Here is a 24,762-nt window from a genome sequence, read left to right as displayed (position 1 = left end):
GTGTTTTAGGTAGCGGGTGAGTCTTGGGCGGAGAGTTCTACGGCCAGTTCCATACAGCGCAGGCGGGCTGGGGAGAAGTCGTAGGGCATCTTGCCGATGGCTTCGAACACGCTCATGGAGTCAGTCTCCCGCCCGCCGGAGCTGAGATCGGCCTCGTCCTCGCCCTCATGGGCGGGAGCAGGGTGCAAAGCGTCCCAGGCGTCGAAGAGGGCATCGTCGTCCTTTTCCAGACCGGACTTCTCGATGACGGCGTGCAGGGCGCTTTCGAAGGCGTGCCGTTCGGCGGCCACCTGGGCCACGCGCGGATCATCGACGGCGACGCTGTCATCGAGTGCCTCCTCGGCGTCATCGATGCGGTCGGAGTCCTCCCGCAGAGCGGGGTGCGTGGCCAGGACGACGAAGCGGTTGGCCTGGACGGCCGCGCCGAGCGGGCCGAAGATCCGCTCAGTGACCAGCAGGCTGTCCAGGTCCGCCTGACGCAGGGAGCCCTCGGGCAGGCTCTTGAGGCGTTCGGTGACGAAGTCGGAGAGCAGACCCATCCGGCTGCCTTCGGTGCGCATCCGCTGCACGGCGGTCCGCTGCCGCCGCACTTCTGCTTCCTGCTCGGCGAGGGTTTCCTCCAACCGCTCCAGGATGCCCGCGATACCGTCTCCGCTGTCCGCACCGGCGGAAGCCGTGCCGGTGGTAAAGGCGTCACGGATGTCGTCCAGGGCGATCCCGGCGTCGGTCATCTTGCGAATCCACAGCAGCCGGATCATGTCGTCGTAGCCGTAGCGGCGGCGGTCATCGCCGCCCCGCTCAGGCTCGGGGAGCAGGCCGATCTCGTGGTAATGACGGATCGCCCGCGGCGTGGTGCCGGCGAAGGCCGCCGCGTCACCGATCTTGACCTGGCGAGGTGGCATGAAGGACGAATGCATGAGCAGGGATCTTTCCTCAAGGGATCGGGACGTAGGTCCACCGGACCACATGCCGCTACGGAAGGTGCAACCCCATACGCACCGCCCCGCGCCAATGCCAGGAAATGCGCCCTTCGTCCGTAATGAGCGCAGGGTCGTCCTTTCCTGCTGGGGCATCCGCACGACGGCAGGCTGAGGGTTCACCGCCACTGATGAATCGCCGCGACCCGAACCGTCGCCTCGAACCGAACCGCAAGTTCGTCGAACCGGGTCGCCACGGCCCGGTGCTGCTTGAGACGCTTGATCCCGCATTCGACCGCGTGCCGGGCCTTGTAGTCCTCGCGGTCGAAGAAGGGCGGCCCGGTCCTGAACGGGCTCGAACTGAGGACTGTCACCGGGCTGCCCGGCGGTGATCAACAGCGACAACGGTTTCTGTCCCTGCTCACACGCCAGATGAATCTTCGTGGTGAACCCGCCTCGCGACCCGCCCAGCCCACGGTTTTCAGGTTCGGCGCTCACTCCGCCCGGCGGTTCCTTCTGCACAGCACCGCGCCGGCGGGCACCGGCAGCATGCTGGTGTGCCCGGCAGATGGTGGAGTCGACATTGACCTCCCAGAAGGTCAGCCCGGCCGCATCAGCCCTCGCCTGCAACAACGTCGGCAGCCGGCCCACACACCCCGACGCTGCCATCTCCGGAACAGTCCATACACCGTCTGCCACGGTCCGTACTCGAACGGCAGGTCCCGCCATGGAACTCCGGTCCGAACCCGCCACCGCACACCGTCTACCAGTCGCCGACAGCCAGGCCACCTGCGACTTATGCCCACCGCAGGCAGCAACGACTCCAGCACCGACCACTGCTCATCAGAAAGATCCCCTCGCCCTGCACCTTGATCATCAGCATGCAGGGCGTGCACAGAAAACCGAACCAAAACACAGCCTAGGTCGCCCCGGTCCGGACGGGCGGTGAACAGCCAGTCCCGTCCGGACCGTTGACGAGGCGTCACATCAACCACAAGCATGGCCTGCGTCCGCATCTGGGAGCGCTCCCACGCCGAGCGCCGCCCGCACCTCCCGGAGGAGCCCAGACGTGAAACGACGCAGAACCGCCCTGCTGTCCCTGACGGCCCTGCTGGCGACCGCGCTCACCGCGCTGCCGTCCTCGCCGGCCGGGGCCGACGAGGTCGAGCAGGTCAGGAACGGCACCTTCGACACCACCACCGACCCCTGGTGGACGACCAGCAACGTCACCACGGGCCTGTCCGACGGCCGACTCTGCGCCGACGTCCCCGGCGGCACCGCCAACCGCTGGGACGCCGCCGTCGGGCAGAACGACATCACCCTCGTGAAGGGCGAGTCGTACCGCTTCTCGTTCAGCGCGACCGGGACACCCGCCGGGCACGTGGTGCGGGCGATCGTGGGCCTGTCGGTGTCGCCCTACGACACCTACCACGAGGTGACGCCGCAGCTCAGCGTCTCCGGCGACCGCTACTCCTACACCTTCACCTCGCCCGTCGACACCGCGCAGGGCCAGGTCGGCTTCCAGCTCGGCGGCAGCGCGGACGCCTGGCGCTTCTGCATGGACGACGTCTCGCTGCTCGGCGGTGTGGCGCCGGAGCCGTACGAACCCGACACCGGTCCCCGGGTGCGCGTCAACCAGGTCGGATATCTCCCGGCCGGCCCGAAGAACGCCACCCTGGTCACCGACGCCACGGCCAGGCTGCCCTGGCAGCTGAAGAACTCCGGCGGGACCGTCGTCGCCCAGGGCACGACCCTGCCGCGCGGGGTCGACGCCTCCTCCGGGCAGAACGTCCACTCCATCGACTTCGGCGCCTACCGCACCAAGGGCACGGGCCTCACGCTCGTCGCCGACGGCGAGACCAGCAGGCCCTTCGACATCGGCGCGAGCGCCTACGAGCGGCTCCGGCTGGACTCGGCGAAGTACTACTACACGCAGCGCAGCGGCCTCGCGATCCGCGACGACCTGCGGCCCGGCTACGGCCGCCCGGCCGGTCACGTGGGCGTGGCCCCCAACAAGGGCGACACCGCCGTGCCCTGTCAGCCGGGCGTCTGCGACTACACCCTCGACGTCAGCGGCGGCTGGTACGACGCCGGCGACCACGGCAAGTACGTCGTCAACGGCGGCATCTCCACCTGGGAACTGCTGAGCACCTACGAACGCGCCCGCACGGCACGCACCGGACGGGCGGACAAGCTCGGGGACGGCACGCTCGCCATCCCGGAGAGCGGCAACAAGGTGCCCGACATCCTCGACGAGGCCCGCTGGGAACTGGAGTTCCTGCTGAGGATGCAGGTGCCCGACGGCAAGCCGCTGGCCGGCATGGCCCACCACAAGATGCACGACGAGCAGTGGACCGGCCTGCCCCTGCTGCCCAGCGACGACCCGCAGAAGCGCGAGCTGCACCCGCCCTCCACCGCCGCCACCCTCAACCTGGCCGCCACGGCCGCACAGGCCGCCCGCCTGTACCGGCCCTACGACAGGCCGTTCGCCGGCAAGGCCCTGGCCGCCGCCCGCAAGGCCTGGTCGGCGGCGCTCGCCCACCCCGACCGCCTCGCCTCGGAGAGCGACGGCATCGGCGGCGGCGCCTACCCCGACAGCGACGTCACCGACGACTTCTACTGGGCGGCGGCCGAGCTGTACCTCTCCACCGGGGAGAAGCGGTTCGAGGAGTACGTCCTGAAGTCCCCGGTCCACACGGCCGACCTCTTCAAGCCCCTCGGCTTCGACTGGGCCCGCACCGGCGCGGCGGGCCGGCTCGACCTCGCCACCGTGCCCAACGGACTGCCCGGCCGCGACAAGGTGCGCCAGTCCGTCGTCAAGGGCGCCGACCGCTACCTGGCCACCCTCAAGGCCCACCCCTACGGCATGCCGTACGCACCGGACGGCAACACCTACGACTGGGGCTCCAGCCACCAGGTCCTCAACAACGCGGTCGTCCTCGCCACGGCGTACGACCTCACCGGCGCCGCCAAGTACCGGGACGGCGCGCTGCAGAGCATGGACTACGTCCTGGGCCGCAACGCGCTGAACATCTCCTACGTCACCGGCTACGGCGAGGTCAGCGCGCAGAACCAGCACAGCCGCTGGTACGCCCACCAGCTGGATCCGGCTCAGCCCAACCCGCCGAAGGGCACCCTCGCGGGCGGGCCGAACTCGGGCATCCAGGACCCCTACGCACAGAGCAAACTGCAGGGCTGCGTCGGCCAGTTCTGCTACATCGACGACATCCAGTCCTGGTCCACCAACGAGCACACGATCAACTGGAACGCCGCCCTGACCCGTATGGCCTCCTTCGTGGCGGACCAGGGGTAGGAGCCGGACAGCACCGCCGCCCGCGTGCCGGGGGAGTCCGCCGACAGGACGCCCCCGGCACGCGCGCGTAGCCTGGTGACATGCCAGCGGTGCGGGTCGACGGCATCGAGGTCGCGTACGACCGGGTGGGCCAGGGCCCGCCCCTCGTGCTCGCGCACGGCGCCACGGCGGACGCCCGGCTGTTCCGCCCCCAGGCCGAGGACCTGGCCGACGCGTTCACCGTCGTCGCCTGGGACGAACCCGGCGCCGGTCGCTCCTCCGACGTACCGCCCTCCTTCACCCTGGCCGACTACGCCCGCTGCCTGGCGGCCGTCGTCGAGGACGTGGATCTGGGGCCGGCCCATGTCCTCGGCGTGTCCTGGGGCGGAACCGTCGTGCTGGAGCTCTACCGGCACCACGCCGAGCTCGTGCGGACCCTGCTCCTGGTCGACACCTACGCGGGCTGGAAGGGCTCGCTGCCCGCGGCGGAGGTGCGCTCCCGGGTCGAAGGGGCGGAGCGCATGCTCGCGGTCCCGGCCGAGGCGTTCGCACCGACCATGCCGCAACTGTTCGCCGGGCGGCCCCCCGCCGAAGCCGTCCGTCTGCTGTCCGTGATGTCGGCCGACACCCGCGCCCAGAGCATGCGGACCGAGCTCACCGTCATGGCGGAGGCCGACCTGCGGGATCTGCTGCCGAACATCGAGGTGCCGACGCTCCTGCTGTGGGGGGAGCTCGACGCCCGCTCACCCGTGGATCCCGTCGCCCACCAGTTCCTCGAAGCGATCCCGCGGGCCACGCTCGTCGTGCTCCCCGGCATCGGGCACCTCAGCAACATCGAGGCACCCGAGCCGTTCAACCGGACCGTCCGGGAGTTCTGCCGCGCTCACTCCTGACCGGCGCCCCACCGGTCGTCCCGCGCCGCGGGCAGGTGGGCGAGCTTGTCGGGGTTGGCGACCACGTAGATGCCGCGCACCCGGTCGCCCTCCGGGGTGAGGTCCAGGACCAATACCGCGAACGGCGCGTCGCCGTCGAACAGCACCGCCGCGTCGTCGCCGTTGACGCGCCGGTAGCGCCACACCGGGTGGTCCGGGCCGCCCCGCCCGGCGGAGAGCAGACGGGCCACCTTGTCCCGGCCGTGCACCGGGCGCAGGCTCGCCCGACGGCGCTTGCCGCCCGCGTCCGTCCACGCCGTGACGTCCGGTGCGAGCACCTCCATCAGCTCGGCGATGTCCCCGCCGAGCGCCGCCCGCACGAACCGCTCGGTCGCCTCCCGCCGCACCCGCGGATGCGCCTCGTACCGCGGCCGCCGCGCGTGCACGTGCTCCCGGGCCCGGTGCGCCAACTGCCGTACGGCGGCGGGGGAGCGGTCGATGATCTCCGCGATCTCGGCATGCGGGTAGCCGAACACCTCACCCAGCACGAACACGGCCCGTTCCAGCGGTGTCAGCGACTCCAGGACCACCAGCATGGCCAGCGACACGGACTCGGAACGCAGGGCCGGATCCTCGGCGGTCCCGGTGTCCGCGCCGACCAGGGGCTCGGGCAGCCACGGGCCGACGTACGTCTCCCGTCGGCGGCTGATCACGGCGCGGCGGCGCAGCGCGTGGTTGACCGCCACCCGGACGAGATAGGCGCGCGGGTTGTCGACGCCGGCCAGGGGAGCGCCCCCGCCGCGTGCCGTCCAGGACAGCCATGTCTCCTGCAGCACGTCCTCGGTGTCGGCGACGCTGCCGAGCATGTTGTAGACCACGCCGAACATCAGCTCGCGATGGTCGACGAACACCCCGGTCGCCGCGTCGAGCGGGGTGTCGGTGCCGGTAACGGAGATCTCGGTCATGGGTGTGCCTCCCGTGGATGCGCTCACCACTGCGAGCCGGACAGCGCGCCGATGTGTGACATCGCACGGCTCGATGTGACCCACGTCTCAGGTGTCCCCTCTCTCCGGTACCTTCGGGTGTCCTCCCTGACCTGGGGATATTTACCAGTCAGTACCCGAGCGGTACCGTGAAGGCATGCCAGCTCTCAACGTGGAGTTCAGCGACCGCGAACTTGAGGACCTGCGGCAGATCGCCAAGGAGCGCGGTACGTCCATGAAGGCCCTCGTGCGTGAGGCGGCCGCGGCCGACATAGCCCGCCACCGGGCCCTGCAGGAGGGCGCGGAGGCCTTCCGCCGGTTCTTCGCCACCCACGCCGACGAGTTCGCCGCCGCGTTCCCTGACGACGAACCGCCCGCCAAGGGCGAAGGGCGGGCCGCCTGACCCATGGCACCCGTGATCCATATCGACGTGCCCTGGCTGCTTCAGCGCCATGAGGAGGTCCTCCCGGACCAGCCCACCGTCAACGACTTCTCCGCGCTGGTCGCCGCCGTCGCCCGGCACCGCGTCGACCCGCCGCGCCTCGGGGTGAACTCCGACCCGGCCTGGCGGGCCGCCGCGCTGCTGCACACCATCACCGTGCTCCGACCGCTGCCCTCGGCCAACGCCCGCTTCGCCTGCGCGACCGCCGTGGCGTACATGTTCGTCAGCGGTGTCGGTATCGACCCGCCCTACGGCGCTCTCGTCGACCTCGCCCGCGACCTGCTGTCCGGCACCACCGACGTCTACGGTGCGGCGGACCGCTTGCGCTCCTGGCAGATCTGAGGGACCGGACCCGGCGCCCGATTCACACAGGCCGCAGGGAAATGTCGAAAACGGGTGCGATACGCGCGTATCCGTTCCCCGTTTCTGACTTTCTGTCAATGGCGGGGATGTTGTCCGGGCGCCTTGTTGGCCGTGTGGGGGTTGTGCAAGAGTGAAACGCGCGTGCGGGGGGAATCGCCGAGTGTCGCACGTGATTTGTGGACCGCGTCCGATTCGCCGTCGGTGAATTCGCACCTCCCGCGCCCCGCCAAAAAAGGTACGCACCAACCGGGCCTCCTTTTTCGGCGGCAGGACTCCTGTGTGTCACATGCGTGGGAAGGAACCATCTCAGTGCCCACCCCCCACCCCCCTCGTCCCCCGTATCCCCCGCCCGGCGGGGATCCCGGGGAATCCGATGAAGCACTCGCCGCCCCGCTGAGAGGCAGCCCGGAGGGCGAGGTCGCCGCCCATTCCGTCGCGCTGCTGATGGCGCGGCACTACCAGTCGGTGCACGACTACGCGGTCATCTGTCTCGCCTCGTCGGCGCAGGTGGCCGCGATGGTGACCGGAACCGCTTTCCACCGGACCCTCAACCGCCTCGCCTTCGGCGAGACCGCCGTCGCGCTGCGCCCGGCCCTTCTGGTGACCGTGCGCGACACGATCCGCGAGTGGTCCGGCGACGATCGAATATCGGCCGTTCTGCCCGCGTTGCAGAAACCGGCCGGAGGGCGCGGGCTGCGCGCCGCGACGTCCATGACGCCCGAAAATCGCATCCTCGCGGAGCGGGCATTCCAGGCACTTCCCGCGGCCTCGCGGTGTTTGCTGTGGCATGTCGAGGTCGAGGCAGATCCTTTAAGCGTCCCGGCCGGACTGCTGGGCATGGACACCGACATCGCGTCGGCGGTCCTCGAACAGGCGCGGGACAAATTCCGTGAAGGCTGCGTACGTGCCCATCGCGAACTCGCGCCGACCCACGATTGCCGGTTCTACAACCGCCTCCTCGACGTTCCGATCCGCCGGGGCGGCGCACTGCTGCCGGACGTCCAGCAGCATCTGGACGAGTGCCGCTACTGCCGGAACGCGGCGGAGCAGCTGAGCCATTTCGAAGGCCCGCTGGGGCCCTTGCTCGCCGAGGCGGTGCTCGGCTGGGGCGCCCGCCGCTACCTCGACTCGCGCCCGGGGCGCGCGTCGCACGGCACGCGGGGTGCCCGTGCGGGCCGGCGCGGTGGCGGACGGCGGGGCGGCGGGCGGCACGGGCTGCTGTCCCGGCTCCCCGTACCCGCCCGGGTGCCGGAGGCGATGCGGTCGTCGCGGGCACTGCTCTCGGGCGTCGGCGCGGTCTCGGCCGGGGTGCTGGCGACGGTGCTCATCATCAGCGCGTCGTCCTACGACGGCGGCGAGGCCGACCCGGCCGGCTCCAACAGCGCCGCCGGTGGCAAGGGCTCCGCATCGGTGACGCCACCCGGCACCGCAGGGCTTCCCAGGGCCCAGGGCGTGACCCGGCTGCGCAACACCGGTGCCGACCTGTGCCTCGACATCCGGGACCTGCCGAAGGAGGGCGCGGGCACGAAGCTGGCCCCGTGCTCGGCGGTGTGGACCCAGCAGTGGACGTACGAGGACGACGGGCTCCTGCGCAGTGTCGCCGATCCCGGGCTGTGCCTGGACTCCCACAAGGACGCCGGTGTCGTCGTCCTCGGTACCTGCGCCGACGAGGATGCCGAGCGGGGCGACGACGTGCGCTACGACCTCACCGTGCAGGGGGAGTTGCTGCCCCGCTGGGACGAGCGGCTCGCCCTCGCCCCGGCCGACGACGACCCGGACGCCGACGTCGTCGTCAAGGTCCGCGACCGCTCCTCCGAGGACCAACGCTGGCAGTCGGAGCCCCTGCCGACGACGGAGGGCTCCCTGTCGATCGAGGAGCAGGACGACCCGGCGGCCCGCCAGGTGACGGTCACCGACGGCCCGACCACATGACGCAGGGCACCGGGGCATGACCGGGGGCTGTGCGGCCGGCGAGCCGCGCAGCCCAACCGTCAGGCCGGATCCTCGACGAGGTCGGCCGGGCCGACGGTGTTCGGTGTCGCGTGCCCCGAGAGGGCGAGCGTCAGGTCGAGTTCGGCGAGCAGGCAGCGGATGACGTGTTCGACGCCGGACTGCCCGTCGAGGCCGAGCCCGTAGACGTACGGGCGGCCGACGAGGACCGCGCGGGCGCCGAGGGCGAGGGCCTTGACGATGTCGTCGCCGGTGCGGACGCCGCTGTCGAAGAGGACGGTGAGCCGGTCGCCCACCGCCTCCGCCACGCGGGGAAGCGCGTCGGCCGCGGCGACGGCGCCGGCCACCTGCCGGCCGCCGTGGTTGGAGACGACCACGCCGTCCATGCCGGCCTCGGCTGCCAGTCGCGCGTCGTCCGGGTGCAGGACGCCCTTGAGGACGATCGGGCCGTCCCAGTTCTCCCGCAGGAACGCCAGGTCAGGCCAGCTCTTGGCCGGGTCGGAGAACATCCCGACGAAGTGCATCACGGCCGCGTTCGGATCCTCGTGCACCGGCTTGGCCAGACCTGTTTGGAACGCCGGGTCCGAGAAGTAGTTGGCCGTGCCGACCCCGTGCAGGAACGGCAGGTACGCCTGGTCGAGATCGCGCGGCCGCCACGACAGCAGCGGCGTGTCCAAAGTGACCACCAGGGCCGTGAAACCGGCCGCCTTCGCCCGGTTCAGGAAACTGCGGGCCACCTCCGGGTCCTTCGGCCAGTACAGCTGGAACCAGCGCTCGGCGTCCCCCATCGCCTCGGCGACCTGTTCCATGGGCGTGCTGGACGCGGACGACAGGATGTACGGCACGCCCTGTGCGGCGGCGGCCCGGGCCGCGGCGGACTCGGCGTCCGGGTGCATGATCGACAGCACGCCGACCGGGGCCAGCGCGAGGGGGGCCGGAAGGGCGCGGCCCAGGACCTCGACGGACAGATCCCGGTCGTGCACGTCGCGCAGCATGCGCGGCACGATCCTGCGGCGCTCCAGGGCCGCCCGGTTGGCGCGGGCCGTACTGCCGTCGCCCGCGCTGCCCGCCACATACCCGACCGGTCCGGGCCCCAGCCGCTGCTCGGTGAGCTCCTCCAGCCGGGTCAGATCGGTGGGCAGCCGCGGAACGGCACCCGTCATCCCGTTCAGATAGATCTCGTACTGGAAGTCCGCCCAGTGCTTGCCCACGTACGCCCCGCCTCTCGTCGTCTCCTCGTCGAGACCGTGCCGTACGGGCGACGATACCGAGCGGTATGCGCTCCGGCGGATCAGGGGCGGGCCGCCGCCTCGTGCAGCACACGGGCCAGTGCGCTCGGCTGCGAGAACATCGGCCAGTGGCCGGTGTCCAGCTCCACCAGCTCCCAGCTGTCGCTCCCGAGCAGCGCGGCCACCGCCGGCATCGGCTCGTCCCCGTCGAGGAGGCACTTCACATACGTCGCCGGCAGCTCGCCCAGAGGGCGGTCGAGGACGGCCGGTTCGGTGAGCGTGACACCCGGGTGCGGGGTCGCTCCCACGATCCGGGCGATCTGCTCGTCCGTCAGCCCCTGCCCCGCGTACTCCTCGGGGCCGAGCGGCGGCCAGTACCCGCCCTGCGCGTCGATCGTCCGCCGTACGTGCTCGCTGGGCCAGCCCGACAGGAACGACTCCCCGTCCACGGGCACGTTCGCGTCGACGAACACCACGCGCCGCAGCCGGTCGCCGATCCGCTCGGCGGCCTGCCCGACCGGAACGCCCGCGTAGCTGTGCCCGACCAGGACGACGTCCCGCAGACCGAGCCGCTCCACCTCCTCGACGATGTCCCGGACGTGCGTCTGCTGTCCGGCCGGCCGTGTGTCCCGTCTCTCGGCGAGGCCCGACAGCGTCAGCGCATGGACGTCATGCCCGGCGCCGCGCAGCTCCGCGGCCACCTCGTCCCATGCCCACGCCCCGAGCCATGCCCCTGCCACCAGTACGAAGTCGGTCATGCGGGCAACGTAGCCGAGGGGTCCGACAACGGGTCACTCCTCGTCCGCGTGCGGGGCGGGGTCCGGCTCGGAGTCCGGGCCCTGGGCCCTGACGCGCTGCACGTGTTCCAGGGACTCGCGCAACTCGGCGAGCCAGTCGTCCGTATGACGCTGGACCAGGCGCACGCACCAGGCCAGCGCGTCGCTGCGGCTGCGCGCGACGCCACCGGCGATCAGGGTGTCGAGGACCTGGCGCTCCGGCTGGCGCAGCCGCGTCATGACCGGCGCGGCCACGTGCGTGAAGAGCGTGCGCCGTCCGCCGCACTCCACGCCCCAGGACACCTTCCGCCCGAACCGGTGCTCGGCCTCCCGGGCCACGGCCATGCGGTCCTCGCGGGTGCGCTCCCGGAATTCTTGCACCCGGCTCTCCAGGGCCGCCTCCCGTTCGGTGGCCGGGGCGTCCCCGGCCAGCCTGGGCGCGGGGATGCGGCCGATGACGGTGATCTCCTCGCGGTCGACCGTGATCTCGGCCAGCTCCTCGAAGAGGTCGTCGGGCAGGCGACCGGCGAACCAGCCGCGGAGCTTCTCTCTCTGCTCATTCGTAATCATGTAATGACGATTACTCGGCCAGTCCATGAACACAAGGGGTCGCAAAGCAGTCGGCCGAGAGCGGAATCGGAATGTTTCAGGCCTATTAACGAACGCACGGGAATCGGCCATCTGGCCGCTTCATGACCCCGTGGACCGCGCAGTTACGGGCTTCACCCGCGCGCATTCCGTAACTTCGCGCCACTGATTCAATACGCAAGGTTACTGAAACCCGTGGGGTCGATGTGTGTTTCCGCGGCGGACTCGGCAGACTCGCGCTCGCCGCTCCGGGCACCGACCGAGCACGGACCGGCACACCCCGTAATCGAAGCGGAAGGATGCACACAATGCGGAACACCGCGCGCTGGGCCATGATCCTCGGCATGACGGCCACCGCCGTCTGCGGACCCCTCACCGGGGCCGCGCTCGCCACCCCGGGTCAGGCCCCCACCGCGCTCTACGCCCCGTCGGCCCTCGTTCTCACGGTGGGCCACGGCGAGAGCGCGATCGCAGCGACTCCGGAACGCGCGGTCACCCTGACCTGTGCCCCGACGGCGGCCGGCACGCACCCGGCGGCCGGCTCGGCCTGCGCGGAACTGCGCGGCGTCGGCGGGGACTTCGACGCCCTGACCGCGAGGGACGGCGTGATGTGCACCAAGCAGTACGACCCGGTGGTCGTCACCGTGGACGGCGTCTGGCAGGGCAAGCGCGTCTCCTACGAGCGCACCTTCTCCAACGACTGCATGAAGAACGCCTACGGAACGGGAGTCTTCTCCTTCTGAGAGGGCTGGACCCACAGACCGGGATCGCACTGAATCCGTGAAGCGCAGCGGGCCGTGGCTGGGGAGCCGGGCCGTTGTCACGGGAAGTAGCGATCTCGTGCGAGGGGGCCGGCGGGCGGAGTGGGGCCGCCCGCCGGCCTCTGGGCGTTACTGCGCCCGGTGCCTCACGCCCGGTCGCGGTGGCTCGTGTCGCACCACGGGTAGCGGCGGCTGCGGCGGCAGGTGCACAGGGCGACGCGGAACCGGTCGGAGCTGACGACGGAACCGTCCTCGAGCTCCACCTCCACCGGGCCCTCCATCAGCAGCGGGCCCTTGCGCTGGACGGTGACGCGGCGCGGTGCGGCAGGCCGGTCAGACGGGGAGTTCGGCACGGACGACCACCAGCTCTTCCTTGTCCTCGGCGGCGGGCAGCAGCCCCCGCTCCCGCAGCCAGTGTTCCCGGCCGCGCAGCACGGGCCCGAGCGCGATCCGGCGCCGACGGGTCACCGCGGCCTTCAGTCCGGCCGCGCGCAACTGTCCGACGGTCAGGTCAGGGCCGCTGAGCGCCGACTGGACGAGCAGCAGCACCCCGCCGGACCGCAGCAGGCCGGGCGCCTCCCGGCAGATGCGGTCGACGACCATCCGTCCGTCGCCGCCCGCGTCCCAGGCACGGGCCGCACCCCGCGGCGGCCTGCGATGACCGTCCGGCGCCGGCACGTACGGCGGGTTGGCCAGGATCAGATCGAACGTTTCTCCGTGCACGGGTTCGAAGAGATTCCCGTGCCGGATGTGGACCGGGAGCCCCGCGAGCCAGGCGTTCAGCCGCGCGGCCCACACGGCGCTCCAGGACACGTCCACGGCGGTCACACGGCTGCCCCGGCGCGCGGCCTCCAGGGCCAGGGCGCCGCTGCCGGTGCCCACGTCGAGGACTTCCGCGCCCGGGGGCAGCGGCTCGTCGAACAGGGCACCGGCAAGCAGCTCGGTGTCCTCCTGCGGGGCGTATACGCCCGGGGGTACCAGTGCAGTCACGGACGCCGAGTACCCCGGCCATCAGGAGATATGAGCTGCTTCCTGGGCAAGCGGTGTACACAGGGATGAACGTGACGCACGCCAATCGGTGAGCAGCCGGGCGCCGAAGCGCTCCTCGACGAACTCGGTGGCGTCGATGCCGAAGGCGATGTCCGGGGCGAGCTGCGGCTCCTGCTCCAGCAGGCCGCCGATGACGTCGTGGCGCACCACCTGCTCGTGGACCGCGTCGGCTTCGACGTGCTCGTCGTAGAAGTGCTCGGCCGCGGGACCGGCGCCCGTGCGGCGCATCGCCTCGGCGAGCCGCCGCGACCCCGGCGACGAGGTGATCTCGACCGTCGCGAAGTGCCCGACCAGGGCGCCCCTGAGGGTCCGGTGCAGCCCGAACAGGGACATCATGTTCACGGTGACCAGGGCCTCGGCGGACGCGGCGTCGAGATAGCGGCCGTAGGTGGTGTCCAGGCCCAGATCCGTCATCAGGTCGGCGAACAGGGCCGCGTGCACGCGCTCCGCCCGACCGCCGCCCCACTCGTCGAACTCCACCGCGGCCATCCCCGCCTTCGCCCGGCCCCACAGCCGCGGCAGCACCCAGGCGTGCGGATCCGCCTCCTTGAGGTGGTACAGGGAGCGCTGGGCCGCGTACTCGCGCACCTGCCACAGCTCACCCTCGGCGCGCAGGAAGTGGGTCACGCCGGTGCCCTCGACGGGCTCGACCAGCAGTCCGGCCAGTGCCTCGTCCACGCTGTGGTGGACGTGCGCGTCGGTACGCAGCGCGGACAGGAAGCGCTGCTCCATGGCCGCGCGGGTGCGCAACAGGTCGGGATCCCACTCACGCTCGGGAGGGACCTCCGCGAAGCCGCGGTAGTGCAGCTCGTAGCACAGGTACAGGGCGAGCTGGAGGTCGTCGCCGTACACCTCGGCGCGGGCGACCTCCTCGAGGCGGGGCAGGCGGCCCGCGCCCCGCAGATACGCGTCGACACCCCTGCTCAGCGGGCCGCGCGGGGTCGGCAGTCGTGGTCCTTCGTGGTCCATGCGCGCCGGGTACCCGCCCGGCGACCGGGCACCCCTCGCGTGACACGCGCCCCACGGGGTACTCCGGCATGGCACAAAGGCACGCTTGGTCGAGACATCGGCTCCACGACCCCCGGTCAGGCGTGGACGTACGGGATACCCCAGGGGCCCGGCCCCGGACCGGGCTTCCTCGACGCCGAGCGGGGCCACGACCGGCCGCTCGACCGGACGGGCGGCGTCGGAACTGCCGGGTGTGGCGCGGGCCCTGGCGGCGTGACCGTTCGGGCCGCCGCCCCAGTGGCCCGGCCCGGTCCTCCTCAGTCGCCCTCGGACTCCGCCTGCGCACGCGGGTTGGGGGAGATGGCCTCCCCGGCCTCGCCCCGGTGGCGGCGCTGCTCCGCGGAGTCGCGGGTGCGGTTCTCGGCGTCCTCGACCTCGCGCAGCACCTCCTGGAGCGCGGTCTCGGGCGGCTTGCCGTGCTGGTCGTGGCCGTGATCCTTGTGCTGGGACACGGAGGTCTCCTTCCTGTTCCTGTGTTCGGTACGGCCCGTCACGGGCACGGGCGGTCAGCCGGAGGTGGCGGCGATCCGCAGCGGCACCGGGTCGGGAGGAGCGGCCTCCTCGCTGCGACGGGCGACCTCCCCCCACCAGGAGGGGCCGTCCTCGATGTGGCGCAGCAGCACGCCCTCGCGGATCGCCCAGGGGCAGACCGTGACGGCCTTGATGCCGGTCAGCTTCAGCGCGGTGTGCCCGACCACCGCTCCCGCCAGGCTCTGTGCGGCGCGCGGGGCGGAGATACCGGGCAGGTGCGCGCGTTCGGCGGTGGGCAGGGCGGCCAGCCGGGTGATCGCCTCCCGCAGCTCGGAGCGGCGCATCTGCCGGTCCACGAAGGGGCCGTGGCGTCCGGGTGCTGCGCCGCACAGCCGCCCCAGCTGCTGGAAGGTCCGGGAGGTGGCGACCGCGGTGCGCGGGCCCTCCCATCGGATCCGCGCCGCGACGTCCCGCAGCTGATGGCGGACCTTGCGGCGCAACGCCCGCACCCGCTCCGGCGACGGCGGGTCCTCGTCCTCGAAGAACTCGTGCGTCAACCGCCGCGCGCCCAGCGGCAGCGACGCCACGAAGTCGGGCAACCGGCCGCGCCCGAAGGCGACTTCGAGGGTGCCGCCGCCGATGTCGAGCAGGGCGAGCGGACCCGACCGCCAGCCCATCCAACGCCGCGCCCCGAGAAACGTCAGTTCGGCCTCGACCTCTCCCGGCAGGGTGCACAGGTCGACGCCCGTTCGGGCACGGACGGTGCGCAGCACCTCGTGCCGGTTCGGCGCGTTGCGCACCACGGCGGTCGCGAACGCCAACGGACCGGCCGCACCCCACCGGGTGGCGGTCCTGCTCGCCTCGGACACCGCGTCGACGAGTTGCGCCACGGCCTGCTCCGGGACGGGTCCCCCCGGTGTGATCTGCTCGGACAGCCTCAGCCGCCACTTGGCGGTGTGCACGGGCAGCGGCACTCCGTCCGCCGCGTCCGCGACCACAAGTCTGACCGTGTTCGATCCCACATCCACCACGCTGATACGCATGGGCGGTGGGTACCCATTTACCGGGCGGGTCAACAGATCGCACGCTGCGGACCGGCGAGGACGCGCCACTCGCGGGGGACGCGCCCGCGGCAGGGGAGAGGGGGCCGCCGTGTCCCGCGCACGACGGCCCCCGGCACTCCCGGTCGGTCACATGTGCACGACGGGCGCCGCCTCCGCGTCCTGCCGCGGCACCCCGCGCCGGTGCAGGACCAGGGTGATCAGCGCGCCCGCGGCGAAGAACCCGGCCGACCACCAGAAGGCGGTGGTGTAGCTCTCGATCGTGGCCTGGGCCTGCACGAGCTTGCTGCTCGGGTCCCTGCCGGACAGGTAGTCGGTCGCCGCGCTCGCGGCGAGGGTGTTCAGCAGCGCCGTGCCGACCGAACCGCCCACCTGCTGCATGGCGTTGACGGTGGCGGAGGCCACGCCGGCGTCCTCGGCCGCGACGCCGCCCGTGGCCAGCTGCATCGCCGGCGGCATCACCAGGCCGAGACCCACGCCGATCACGACGAGCTGCGGCAGCACCGCGCTCGCGTAGGAGGAGCCGACGCCGATACCGGTCAGCCAGGCCATGCCGGCGGTGGCGATGGCGAAGCCCAGCGGGATCACGGTCTTCGGGCCGAGGCGGGGCAGCAGCACGGTGGTGCCCAGCTGAGCCGTCACCATGAGCGCGCCGACCATCGGCAGGAACGCCACACCGGTCTTCGTGGGACTGAAGCCCAGGTGGAGTTGCAGGTAGTAGGTGAGGAACAGGAACACCCCGAACATGCCCGCGCCGCTGATCAACACGGCCAGGAAGGACGCCCCGCGGTTGCGGTCGAGCAGGATGCGCAGGGGCAGCAGCGGGTGGGCGGCGCGGGTCTGCCACCAGGCGAAGGCGGCCAGCAGCACGCCGCCGGCGATCAGGAAGCCCCAGGTGAGCGGCGAGCCCCAGTCGTGCGTCTCCGCGTTCGAGAAGCCGTAGACGACGGAGAACAGGCCGCCGGCCACCAGGATCGTGCCCGGCACGTCCAGCTTGGCGGTCGTGGCGTCGCGGTGGTTGCTCAGCAGCAGCCAGCCGCCCGCGAAGGCGGCCACGGCGATGACGACGTTGACGTACAGCGTCCAGCGCCAGTCGAGGGCATCGGTCAGGATGCCGCCGAGGAGCAGGCCCACCGCACCGCCGGCACCGGCGATGGCGCCGTAGACGCTGAACGCGCGGGCGCGTTCGCGTGCGTCGGTGAACGTGGTGTTCAGCAGCGACAGTGCGGCCGGTGCCAGCAGCGCGCCGAAGACGCCCTGGAGGGCTCGGGCGACGACCAGCATCTCGAAGCCGTTCGCGGCGCCGCCGAGAGCCGAGGCGGCGGCGAAGCCGACGATGCCGACGAGGAAGGCCGGCTTGCGGCCGAACAGGTCGGCTATCCGGCCGCCGAGCAGCAGCAGGGAGGCGAAGGCCAGCGCGTACGCGGTGACGATCCACTGCCGGTTGCCGTCGGAGAAGTGCAGGTCGGCCTGGGCCGAGGGCAGGGCGATGTTCACGATGGTGGCGTCCAGCACCACCATCAGCTGGGCGAGGGCGACGACCGCGAGGATCCACCACCGCTTGGGCGAGGCCGCGGAGGGCGTCGTCCCGGCGGCGGCGCTCTCGGGCGCGTGGTCGGTGAGGGATTTCTGTGGCATGGGAGCACCCGTTTCCAGGGACGGCACACGAAGGTAATGAGTACGTAAACGAAACGGTTTCGTACACGTCGAGGCTAGACCAGCCCGAACGAAACGGCAACGTTTCGCTGGCATCTCTCCCGGGAGCTTGCATATTCCTTGACGCGCATATAACTCCCGAGGCATATTGGGGTCATGTCCGACGCCACCCTCTGGGCCGCGCTCGCCGATCCCCACCGGCGGGCCATCGTCGCGCTGCTCCTGGAGCGGCCCCGGTCCGTCGGTGAGATCGTCGAGGCGTGCGGACTGAGCCAGCCGAGCACCTCCAAGCACCTCAAGGTGCTGCGCGAGGCGGGCCTGGTCCGGGTGCGGCAGGACGCGCAACGCCGTGTCCACTCCCTCGACCCCGCCCCGATCGCCGCCCTGGACGCCTGGCTCGCCCCCTACCGCGCGCTCTGGAACAAGAGCCTCGACACGCTGGGCCGCCGCCTCGACGAGACGCCGGACGCCCCCCGAACCAGCCCACCGAAGGACTGATCCGCCATGACCGCCGACCTCACCGGCACCTATCTGACCCTGGACGACGGCCGCCCCGCCGTCCGCTTCAGCCGCGTCTACGACCACCCCGTGGACCGCGTCTGGCAGTTCGTCACCGACGCGGACGAGCTGGAGCGCTGGTTCCCGTCCCGCGCCGAGATCGAGCTGCGCCCCGGCGGCACCGTCAGGTTCAGCGGCGACCCGCACATGGAGAACTCCACCGGCCGGGTCCTCGCCGTCGACCCGCCCCGGCACCTGGCGTTCGAGTGGGGCGGGGACGAACTCCGCTTCGACCTGGAGGAAACCGGCGAGAAGAGCACCCGCTTCACGCTCACCAACGTCCTCGCCGCCCAGGACACCGCTGCCCGCAACGGCGCCGGCTGGGAGGTGTGCCTGACCGCGCTGGACGCCAGGGCGCGCGGCGAGGAGACCGCCGGTCCGCACGCCGGGGCCGACGCGCCCTGGAAGGAGCTCTACGCCGCCTACGTCGCGGCGGGGATGCCCTGCGGCGCGCCGGTGCCCGGGCTGGACTGACCGCTCACGCCATCTGACGCCGCACCAGCTCGTGCAGCCGGCCTCCGGGGTCGGCGAGCAGCTGGGCCGGCGGCCCCTGCTGGATGACCTTGCCCTCCTCCATCACCACGACCCGGTCGGCGTCCAGCACGGTCGACAACCGGTGCGCGATGACGATCCGGGTGGCGTTCAGAGCCTTGGTGCTCTCGATGACCGTGCGCTGCGTCTCGTTGTCGAGCGCGCTGGTCGCCTCGTCGAAGAAGAGAATGCGCGGTCGCCGGATCAGCGCCTGGGCGATCATCAGCCGCTGGCGCTGACCGCCGGAGACGGCCCCGCTGCCCGCGACGATCGTGTGCAGACCCATCGGCATCCGCTTGATGTCCTCGGCGAGACCGGCCATCTCGGCCGCCGCCATCGCCTCCTCCGGCGTGTACGGCTCGGTGCCGCAGATGACGTCCAGGATCGAACCGGTGAATGGCTGCGCGTTCTGCAGCACCACACCGCACTGGCGGCGCACCGCCGACTGGTCGAGGGCCGCCAGGTCCTGCCCGTCGTAGAGCACGCTGCCCGACACGGGCCGGTCGAAGCCGATCAGCAGCCGCAGCAGCGTCGACTTTCCGCAGCCGCTCGGGCCGACGACCGCGACGAACTCGCCCGGCCGCACGTCGAACGACACGTCGTCGAGGACCAGCGGACCGTCGTCCGAGTAGCGGAAGGACACCCGCCGCGCCTCGATCGCCCCGGTCAGCGGACCCGGCCGGGTGCTCGCCGTGCGCACCTCCGGCGTCGCGTCGAGCACCGGCTTGATCTCCTCGAACAGCGGCAGCGCGGCCACCGCCGAGACGAACGAGCCCGTCAGCTGCGTGACGGAGGTCAGCACCATCGTCACCGAGGTGTTGAAGGTGAGGAACGCCGCCGCCGACATCGACCCCCGGGCCGGGCCGGCCAGCAGCATGAACATCAGCAGCGTGCACAGCGGCAGGTACACCGCGCCCAGCACCGACGTGAGGTTCTTGATGCGCCCGACCTTCTGCTGGAGCTCCCGGCTGCGCGCGAACTCCGACGCCCACGCGGCGTACGCGTAGTTCTCGGCGGCGGCCACCCGCAGCTTGGGCAGCCCCCGCAGCGTCTGGAACGCCTGGTTGTTCAGCTTGTTGGAGAGCACCACCAGACGCCGCTGCCAGCGCACCTGCCACAACCCGAGCCCCAGGAACACGGCGGCGATCACGACGAGCATGCCGATCGCGGCCATCGCCATCGGCACGCTGTACCAGAGCAGCAGCCCCAGGTTCATCGCGCCGACCGTCACCGACTGGGCGACCGTCGGCCCGACCCCCGCCAGCAGCCGGCGGATCGAGCTGATGCCCATGGCCGCGCTGGCCAGTTCGCCCGTGGAGCGCTCGGTGAAGAACTTCGTCGGCAGTCTCAGCAGCCGGTCCCACACCGCCGGCTGGAGCGTCGCCTCGATCCGGCCCTCCAGCCGCAGGATCGTGAGGTTCTGCAACAGCATGAAGGCCGCCGCCACCACACTGCTCAGCATCACCGCGAGGCACACCTGCACGATCAGCCCGGTCTGCGCCTTCGGCACGAACTCGCCCAGCACCTTGCCGGTCGCGATGGGCACGAGCGCGCCGATCGCCACCGTCACCAGACCGCTGAGCAGCAGACCCGTCAGGTCGCCGCGCATGCCCTGCATGCAGAACCGCAGCAGCCTCAGCGGACTGAGGCCCCGCTCCGGCAGCGGACGGTAGAACATCACCGCGCGCGGCTCGAACTCCTCGGCGTTGGCCTTCTCGATCGGCGTCTCCCGGCCGGTCGACGGATGCACCGCGACATAGCCGCCGCGCCGCCACAGCAGCGCAACCGGCGCACCCGACAGGGCCCGCTGACCGACCAGCGGCCCCACGTTGTCCCGCCACCAGTGGCCGTCGAGCCGTACGGCCCGGGTGCGCACCCGGGAGGCGAGGGCGACCTGCTCGACCGGGTCGAGACGGTCCCCGCCGGTGCCCTTCTGGGTCGGCTCGGTGATACGGATCCCGGCCGCCTGCCCGACCAGCTTGCAGGCCGCGTACGTGGCGTCCGCGTCGGCCGCGGTCGTGCGCTTCGAGGAGCGCTTGCCGATGGAGGCGAGCAACGTCTGGTCGGCCTGGGCGCGCACCGCCTCACCGGCCTTGATGCCCTCGGCCGTGCGCGACTCGTGGGTGCGCTCCAGCTGCTCGATCCAGCGGTCCAGCGTGGTCAGCAGCCGGTACTGCTGGTCGACCATGGACTGCCACAGCGCGGGGTCCATCAGCAGGTCGGCCGCGGCCTCCGCGCCGTACAGCGAGCCGTACTGCACGCTGCCCGGCGGCACCTGCATCCAGAACACGTCGTCGTCGGTGGGCGCGGCGGCCCGCTCCGTGGCCATCGGTGCCTGGAAGAGGATCGACAGGCTGCGGCCGACTCCGAGGGCGAGCGCGTACTCCAGCGGACTCGTCGTCGGCGGCACGTACTGCGGGTTGCCGTACTCGTCGTACGACCAGGTCGCCGTGTTGGCGGGCTGGTACAGCTCGCGCAGGCCGATGCGGTGCACCACGCAGTCCCGCAGCGGCCGGGCCACCAGGGTGTGCTGCGGCCCCGGCACCGGGCCGAGCACCAGCGAGCCCGCCTCCAGCCGGCCCAGATGGTGCCAATGGCCCTGCTGCCCGGCGTCGACCGCGAACAGATCCACCGCGCCGGAGGCGACCAGCCACAGCACCTGCGGGCCCTCGAGGTCGAGGCGGCTGAACCCGGCGCAGTCGATGCGCGAACCCATCTGCCCGAAGGCGCCCAGCACCAGGTCGCCGTCGTGCCCTTCGTGAACGGCCGTCATGTCACCGCTCCCTGACCAGTGCCGCGTACGCGCCGCCGCGGGCCACCAGGTCCTCGTGCCGTCCCCGCTCCACGATCGTGCCGTGCTGCAGGACGACGATCTCGTCGCTGTCGCGCACCGTGCTCAGCCGGTGTGCGATCACCACACAGGCGCAGCCGCGCCGGCGCAGGTTGTCCATCACGACCTGCTCGGTCTCCGCGTCCAGCGCGCTCGTCACCTCGTCGAGCACCAGGATGCTCGGCCGGCGCACCAGCGCCCGCGCGATCTCCAGGCGCTGGCGCTGCCCGCCGGAGAAGTTGCGGCCGTCCTGCTCGACCCTGCTGTGGATGCCGCCCGGGCGGCGCGTGATCACATCGTGCAGAGCGGCGTCGCGCAGCGCGTCCTCCACCGCCTCGTCGGGGATCGACGGGTCCCACAGCGCCACGTTGTCGCGGACGGTGCCCTCGAACAGGAACACGTCCTGGTCGACGAAGGAGACCGAGGCGGCCAGCGCCCCCCGCGGGATGTCGTCGATGCGCTGCCCGTCGATGCGGATCACGCCCTCCCACGGCGCGTACAGCCCGGAGATCATCCGGGACACCGTGGACTTGCCGCTGCCCGAGCCGCCGACCAGCGCGACCTGCTGCCCGGGACCGACCGTCAGGTCGAAGCCGGTGAGCAGGGGCTTGTCGAGGGGGCTGTAGCCGAACGTGATGTTCTCCAGTTCGACATGGCCCTGGAGGCGGCGGGTGGACTCGCCGGAGCCGGGGCGGCCGTAGAGCGGGTCGGCCTTGAAGTTCTCCACGTCCTTCAGCCGGGCCACGTCCGCCGCGAAGTCCTGGATGCGGCCGGCGACGCCGTTCAGCCGGGTCAGCGGGGCCGTGAACCGGGTGACCAGGGCCTGGAAGGCGACCAGCAGACCGACCGAGATGTGCCCCTCGACCGCCCGCATGCCGCCGATCCACAGGATCAGCGCGCTGTTGAGGGTGGCGAGCGTCGGCGCGACCACCCCCAGCCAGGCACTCGGCACGCCGAGCCGCTGCTGCTCCTCCAGTGTCGTGGCGTGCTGCCCGGCCCACTTGCGGAAGTAGCCGTCCTCGCCGCCGGTCGCCTTCATCGTCTCGATGAGCTGGAGGCCGGTGTAGGCGGTGTTGGTCAGGCGTGCCGTGTCCGCGCGCAGCTTCGCCGTGCGGGTCGCCCGCAGCCGGATGACGACCCGCATGGCGACGATGTTCAGCAGGGCCACGCCGATGCCGACGAACGTCAGCTGCGGGTCGTAGGTGTAGAGCAGCACCGCGTAGAGGACGACCACGATCGCGTCCACGCCCGCCGCCGCGAGGTCGCGGGACAGGGTCTCGGACACCGCGTCGTTGGACTGCAGGCGCTGCACCAGGTCGGCCGGGCTGCGCTGGGAGAAGAACGTCACCGGCAGCCGCAGCAGATGCCGCAGGAAGCGGGCACTGGAGAGCGTGGAGGAGATGATGCGGCCGCGCAGCAGGTTGGCCTGCTGGAGCCAGGTCAGCACCACGGTGAGCAGCACGCACGCCGCCATCGACGTGAACAGCACCCCGAGCAGCGAGGTCTGGTTGCCGATCAGGAACTCGTCGATGTAGGTGCGGCTCAGCGCGGGCACCGCGGCGCCGACCGCCACCAGCAGCAGGCTCGCCAGGACGGCGGCGGGCATCGTGCCCGCCGTGCCGCGCAGCCGGGCGGGCATCGCGCCCAGGACGCCGGGCTTGCGGCCGCCCCGGGCGAAGTCCTCACCGGGTTCCATCACGAGGACGACACCGGTGAAGCTGCCGTCGAAGTCCTCCATGGGGACGAACCGGCGGCCCTTGCCGGGGTCGTTGATGTAGACGCCGCGCCGGCCGAAACGCCGGCCCATGCCGTCGTAGACGACGTAGTGGTTGAACTCCCAGAACAGGATGGCCGGCGACTTCACCTCGGCGAGGGCGGCCAGGTCCATCTGCATGCCCTTGGCCGTCAGGCCGTAGGAGCGGGCCGCCTTCAGGAGGTTGCTGGCGCGCGAGCCGTCGCGGGAGACACCGCAGGCGATGCGCAGTTCCTCCAGCGGGACGTGCTTGCCGTAGTGGCCGAGCACCATCGCCAGGGAGGCGGCGCCGCACTCGACGGCTTCCATCTGGAGCACGGTGGGTGTGCGGACGGTCTTGGCCCGGGCCTTGGGCACCTTGCGCTTCGGCGGGGCGGCGCGGCGCCGGCTCCGGGGCTCCTGTGCGGTCGCGCTCATGGCAGCAGCCAGTCGACGGGGTGCTGGTCGGCCAGCCGGATCGAACCGGAGGCCAGCGTCATGGAGGTCAGCTTGAACGGGGGCCCGTCCGCGGACGACCACCGGTAGCCGCTCTTCGTGGCGGAGGACGTGTCCAGCCGGACCGTCACGGCCACCGGCCTGCCCTTCTTCGTGAACTGCTCGCCCAGCTGGCTGTCCCCGAGGAACGCGGCGATCTGCTGCGGGGACTGGGCCGAGCGGTCCACCGACTTCACATGGCCGCGCAGCACGCCGTACTCCTGCGTCGGCACCGACTGCACGGTCAGGTCCACCGCCGCGTCGTCGGGGATCGAGGCGGCGTTCTCGGCGGGGACGTACACGGTCGCGTAGAGCGGGTCCTTCGTGCGGGCGACCTTCTCGACGGCGGCGACGTTCGCGCCGGTCTGGATGATCTGCCCGACGGTCGCGGCGAGCGCGGAGACGCGGCCCGCGTCGAGGGTGCGGACGACCGCATCGCCCTTGGCCGTGCGGACCTTGAGGACGGGGGAGCCGGCGGGCACCTGCTGGCCCTGTTTGGCCAGCACTGCCGTGACCTGGCCCGCGACGGGGCTCTGGAGGAGGTAGCTGCCCTGCCCGTGCGTGATGATGGCGGGTGCGCTGACGGTGGAGGTCACCGAGCCGGTCACCGCCCACACCGAGGCGGCGGCCATCGCGACCACCGTCACCGAGAGCACGAGCCAGCCCTGCGGCCGGGCGAAGCGCACCGGGAGGTCCAGTTCCTCCGGCGACTGGAGCTTGGCGAGGGCCTGTTGGCGGAACTGCAAGGAACTTCCCTCACCCGTAGAAGAGGTACTCACGGCCGTGGCGAAGGTGCCGGCGACCGTGCAAGAGGTGCATGCGGAACCCGAAGAACCCGGAACCGCCGGCTGCGGCTCCGGGTCTCAACGGCACAAGGGCTCGATCAGAGACCGGCGACCAGGTTGGTGACCGGGGCCGTGTTCAGGCCGGTGGCGCCCTCGACGGTGCCGACGACCGTGTTCACCAGGCCGGAGACCGGAGCGATGCTGTCGACCGTGTCGGTGACGGTGTTCACGGCGTTCACGGCGAGGCCACCGGAGACGGCGTCGAGCTCGGCGTCGGCGATCTCGACGGTCTCAACCTGGGGGGTGGAGTTCATGATGGAACTTCCCTTCATATGGATATCTCACAAGGGGGGAGCGGCCCCCTCTGGGGACAGATGACGGCCGCGACCGCGAGCACCGGGCATCCGTTTCC

23 protein-coding genes and 1 pseudogene are annotated in these 24,762 nt (G+C 71.6%); 8 read left to right on the top strand and 16 right to left on the bottom strand.

Translation table 11 applies throughout. The features are described from left to right. Window positions 1–5 precede the first annotated feature (5 nt). Window positions 6–917, bottom strand: coding sequence for a MerR family transcriptional regulator (locus IE153_RS00280; protein ID WP_189587514.1), 912 nt, complete (start codon window positions 915–917; stop codon window positions 6–8). Between the two features lie 179 nt (window positions 918–1,096). After that, a pseudogene (locus IE153_RS00275) lies at window positions 1,097–1,804 on the bottom strand (IS5 family transposase). 182 nt (window positions 1,805–1,986) lie between these two features. Here IE153_RS00275 and IE153_RS00270 point away from each other — a divergent pair. After that, entirely contained in the window at window positions 1,987–4,230 is a 2,244-nt protein-coding gene (locus IE153_RS00270) for a glycoside hydrolase family 9 protein (protein ID WP_189587513.1), read from the top strand. Between the two features lie 80 nt (window positions 4,231–4,310). Then, the gene (locus IE153_RS00265; RefSeq protein WP_189587512.1) at window positions 4,311–5,102 is read left to right on the top strand and encodes an alpha/beta fold hydrolase; all 792 of its coding nucleotides are present in this window, start codon (window positions 4,311–4,313) and stop codon (window positions 5,100–5,102) included. Here IE153_RS00265 and IE153_RS00260 read toward each other — a convergent pair. Next, window positions 5,093–6,046 carry a sigma-70 family RNA polymerase sigma factor gene (locus tag IE153_RS00260; RefSeq protein ID WP_189587511.1) on the bottom strand — a complete coding sequence of 318 codons (954 nt, stop codon included), beginning with the start codon at window positions 6,044–6,046 and terminating at the stop codon, window positions 5,093–5,095. The two genes, IE153_RS00265 and IE153_RS00260, sit on opposite strands and share 10 nt — an antisense overlap. Before the next feature lie 175 nt (window positions 6,047–6,221). On the opposite strand from IE153_RS00260, the gene IE153_RS00255 reads away from it, so the two are divergent. The 3 genes from IE153_RS00255 to IE153_RS00245 all read left to right on the top strand — a co-directional run bounded on the left by IE153_RS00255 (window position 6,222) and on the right by IE153_RS00245 (window position 8,801). Continuing rightward, on the top strand, window positions 6,222–6,467 hold the full coding sequence (locus IE153_RS00255; RefSeq protein WP_030845137.1) for a hypothetical protein: 246 nt from the start codon (window positions 6,222–6,224) through the stop codon (window positions 6,465–6,467). Window positions 6,468–6,470: 3 nt separating this feature from the next. Beyond that, on the top strand, window positions 6,471–6,848 hold the full coding sequence (locus IE153_RS00250) for a hypothetical protein (protein WP_031110699.1): 378 nt from the start codon (window positions 6,471–6,473) through the stop codon (window positions 6,846–6,848). Between the two features lie 330 nt (window positions 6,849–7,178). Next, window positions 7,179–8,801, top strand: a complete 1,623-nt coding sequence (locus tag IE153_RS00245) for an RICIN domain-containing protein (RefSeq protein WP_189587510.1) — start codon at window positions 7,179–7,181, stop codon at window positions 8,799–8,801. A gap of 59 nt (window positions 8,802–8,860) precedes the next feature. Here IE153_RS00245 and IE153_RS00240 read toward each other — a convergent pair whose 3' ends face one another. The 3 genes from IE153_RS00240 to abmR form a co-directional block, all read right to left on the bottom strand. Continuing rightward, window positions 8,861–10,030 carry a lactate 2-monooxygenase gene (locus IE153_RS00240; protein WP_189587509.1) on the bottom strand — a complete coding sequence of 390 codons (1,170 nt, stop codon included), beginning with the start codon at window positions 10,028–10,030 and terminating at the stop codon, window positions 8,861–8,863. Between the two features lie 80 nt (window positions 10,031–10,110). Beyond that, window positions 10,111–10,806: an alpha/beta fold hydrolase gene (locus IE153_RS00235; RefSeq protein WP_189587508.1), complete on the bottom strand. Its 696-nt coding sequence runs from the start codon at window positions 10,804–10,806 to the stop codon at window positions 10,111–10,113. Window positions 10,807–10,839: 33 nt separating this feature from the next. After that, window positions 10,840–11,394 carry an ATP-binding transcription factor AbmR gene (gene abmR / locus IE153_RS00230; protein WP_189587507.1) on the bottom strand — a complete coding sequence of 185 codons (555 nt, stop codon included), beginning with the start codon at window positions 11,392–11,394 and terminating at the stop codon, window positions 10,840–10,842. 326 nt (window positions 11,395–11,720) lie between these two features. Here abmR and IE153_RS00225 point away from each other — a divergent pair, with 326 nt between their 5' ends. Further along, window positions 11,721–12,155 carry a protease inhibitor gene (locus tag IE153_RS00225; RefSeq protein WP_189587506.1) on the top strand — a complete coding sequence of 145 codons (435 nt, stop codon included), beginning with the start codon at window positions 11,721–11,723 and terminating at the stop codon, window positions 12,153–12,155. Between the two features lie 164 nt (window positions 12,156–12,319). Here the strand turns inward: IE153_RS00225 and IE153_RS00220 are convergent, their stop codons facing one another. The 6 genes from IE153_RS00220 to IE153_RS00195 all read right to left on the bottom strand — a co-directional run bounded on the left by IE153_RS00220 (window position 12,320) and on the right by IE153_RS00195 (window position 17,401). Then, window positions 12,320–12,526 carry a CDGSH iron-sulfur domain-containing protein gene (locus IE153_RS00220; RefSeq protein ID WP_030845123.1) on the bottom strand — a complete coding sequence of 69 codons (207 nt, stop codon included), beginning with the start codon at window positions 12,524–12,526 and terminating at the stop codon, window positions 12,320–12,322. Then, a complete protein-coding gene (locus tag IE153_RS00215; protein WP_189587505.1) occupies window positions 12,507–13,163 on the bottom strand; it encodes a HemK2/MTQ2 family protein methyltransferase in 657 nt (218 codons plus the stop codon). The genes IE153_RS00220 and IE153_RS00215 overlap by 20 nt, the downstream gene beginning before the upstream one ends. 21 nt (window positions 13,164–13,184) lie before the next feature. Next, entirely contained in the window at window positions 13,185–14,192 is a 1,008-nt protein-coding gene (locus IE153_RS00210; RefSeq protein WP_189587504.1) for an iron-containing redox enzyme family protein, read from the bottom strand. A gap of 296 nt (window positions 14,193–14,488) precedes the next feature. After that, window positions 14,489–14,683, bottom strand: coding sequence for a hypothetical protein (locus tag IE153_RS00205; RefSeq protein ID WP_189587503.1), 195 nt, complete (start codon window positions 14,681–14,683; stop codon window positions 14,489–14,491). A 54-nt stretch (window positions 14,684–14,737) separates the two neighbouring features. Further along, window positions 14,738–15,745, bottom strand: coding sequence for a Ppx/GppA family phosphatase (locus IE153_RS00200; protein WP_189587502.1), 1,008 nt, complete (start codon window positions 15,743–15,745; stop codon window positions 14,738–14,740). Window positions 15,746–15,892: 147 nt separating this feature from the next. Then, entirely contained in the window at window positions 15,893–17,401 is a 1,509-nt protein-coding gene (locus IE153_RS00195; protein WP_189587501.1) for an MFS transporter, read from the bottom strand. A 174-nt stretch (window positions 17,402–17,575) separates the two neighbouring features. On the opposite strand from IE153_RS00195, the gene IE153_RS00190 reads away from it, so the two are divergent. Both IE153_RS00190 and IE153_RS00185 read left to right on the top strand, forming a co-directional pair. Beyond that, window positions 17,576–17,917, top strand: a complete 342-nt coding sequence (locus IE153_RS00190; RefSeq protein ID WP_189587500.1) for an ArsR/SmtB family transcription factor — start codon at window positions 17,576–17,578, stop codon at window positions 17,915–17,917. 6 nt (window positions 17,918–17,923) lie between these two features. Next, window positions 17,924–18,451 (top strand): SRPBCC family protein, encoded by a 528-nt coding sequence (locus IE153_RS00185; RefSeq protein ID WP_189587499.1) that lies wholly within the window; start codon window positions 17,924–17,926, stop codon window positions 18,449–18,451. A gap of 4 nt (window positions 18,452–18,455) precedes the next feature. Here IE153_RS00185 and IE153_RS00180 read toward each other — a convergent pair whose 3' ends face one another. The 4 genes from IE153_RS00180 to IE153_RS00165 all read right to left on the bottom strand — a co-directional run bounded on the left by IE153_RS00180 (window position 18,456) and on the right by IE153_RS00165 (window position 24,664). Next, window positions 18,456–21,281, bottom strand: a complete 2,826-nt coding sequence (locus IE153_RS00180) for an NHLP bacteriocin export ABC transporter permease/ATPase subunit (RefSeq protein ID WP_189587498.1) — start codon at window positions 21,279–21,281, stop codon at window positions 18,456–18,458. 1 nt (window position 21,282) lies between these two features. Beyond that, window positions 21,283–23,508 (bottom strand): NHLP family bacteriocin export ABC transporter peptidase/permease/ATPase subunit, encoded by a 2,226-nt coding sequence (locus IE153_RS00175; RefSeq protein WP_189587497.1) that lies wholly within the window; start codon window positions 23,506–23,508, stop codon window positions 21,283–21,285. Next, entirely contained in the window at window positions 23,505–24,311 is an 807-nt protein-coding gene (locus tag IE153_RS00170) for a biotin/lipoyl-containing protein (protein ID WP_097222462.1), read from the bottom strand. Before IE153_RS00170 ends, IE153_RS00175 begins: the two co-directional genes overlap by 4 nt. 137 nt (window positions 24,312–24,448) lie before the next feature. Further along, window positions 24,449–24,664, bottom strand: coding sequence for a type A2 lantipeptide (locus IE153_RS00165; protein WP_097222463.1), 216 nt, complete (start codon window positions 24,662–24,664; stop codon window positions 24,449–24,451). Window positions 24,665–24,762: the final 98 nt, after the last annotated feature.

It is taken from the genome of Streptomyces massasporeus (assembly GCF_014648995.1).
GTDB classification, from domain to species: Bacteria; Actinomycetota; Actinomycetes; order Streptomycetales; family Streptomycetaceae; genus Streptomyces; species Streptomyces massasporeus.
Note: the sequence above shows the minus strand (reverse complement) of the source record. Positions and strands in the feature narration are given on the sequence as shown.

Excerpts from the sequence above, each read along its gene's own strand:
- IE153_RS00210 (WP_189587504.1), bottom strand. The coding sequence starts at position 14,192 with ATGGACCACGAAGGACCACGACTGCCGACCCCGCGCGGCCCGCTGAGC.
- IE153_RS00260 (WP_189587511.1), bottom strand. The coding sequence starts at position 6,046 with ATGACCGAGATCTCCGTTACCGGCACCGACACCCCGCTCGACGCGGCG.
- IE153_RS00175 (WP_189587497.1), bottom strand. The coding sequence starts at position 23,508 with ATGAGCGCGACCGCACAGGAGCCCCGGAGCCGGCGCCGCGCCGCCCCG.
- abmR (WP_189587507.1), bottom strand. The coding sequence starts at position 11,394 with ATGATTACGAATGAGCAGAGAGAGAAGCTCCGCGGCTGGTTCGCCGGT.
- IE153_RS00280 (WP_189587514.1), bottom strand. The coding sequence starts at position 917 with ATGCATTCGTCCTTCATGCCACCTCGCCAGGTCAAGATCGGTGACGCG.
- IE153_RS00195 (WP_189587501.1), bottom strand. The coding sequence starts at position 17,401 with ATGCCACAGAAATCCCTCACCGACCACGCGCCCGAGAGCGCCGCCGCC.
- IE153_RS00180 (WP_189587498.1), bottom strand. The coding sequence starts at position 21,281 with ATGACGGCCGTTCACGAAGGGCACGACGGCGACCTGGTGCTGGGCGCC.
- IE153_RS00185 (WP_189587499.1), top strand. The coding sequence starts at position 17,924 with ATGACCGCCGACCTCACCGGCACCTATCTGACCCTGGACGACGGCCGC.
- IE153_RS00265 (WP_189587512.1), top strand. The coding sequence starts at position 4,311 with ATGCCAGCGGTGCGGGTCGACGGCATCGAGGTCGCGTACGACCGGGTG.
- IE153_RS00235 (WP_189587508.1), bottom strand. The coding sequence starts at position 10,806 with ATGACCGACTTCGTACTGGTGGCAGGGGCATGGCTCGGGGCGTGGGCA.
- IE153_RS00255 (WP_030845137.1), top strand. The coding sequence starts at position 6,222 with ATGCCAGCTCTCAACGTGGAGTTCAGCGACCGCGAACTTGAGGACCTG.
- IE153_RS00200 (WP_189587502.1), bottom strand. The coding sequence starts at position 15,745 with ATGCGTATCAGCGTGGTGGATGTGGGATCGAACACGGTCAGACTTGTG.
- IE153_RS00165 (WP_097222463.1), bottom strand. The coding sequence starts at position 24,664 with ATGAACTCCACCCCCCAGGTTGAGACCGTCGAGATCGCCGACGCCGAG.
- IE153_RS00250 (WP_031110699.1), top strand. The coding sequence starts at position 6,471 with ATGGCACCCGTGATCCATATCGACGTGCCCTGGCTGCTTCAGCGCCAT.
- IE153_RS00190 (WP_189587500.1), top strand. The coding sequence starts at position 17,576 with ATGTCCGACGCCACCCTCTGGGCCGCGCTCGCCGATCCCCACCGGCGG.
- IE153_RS00225 (WP_189587506.1), top strand. The coding sequence starts at position 11,721 with ATGCGGAACACCGCGCGCTGGGCCATGATCCTCGGCATGACGGCCACC.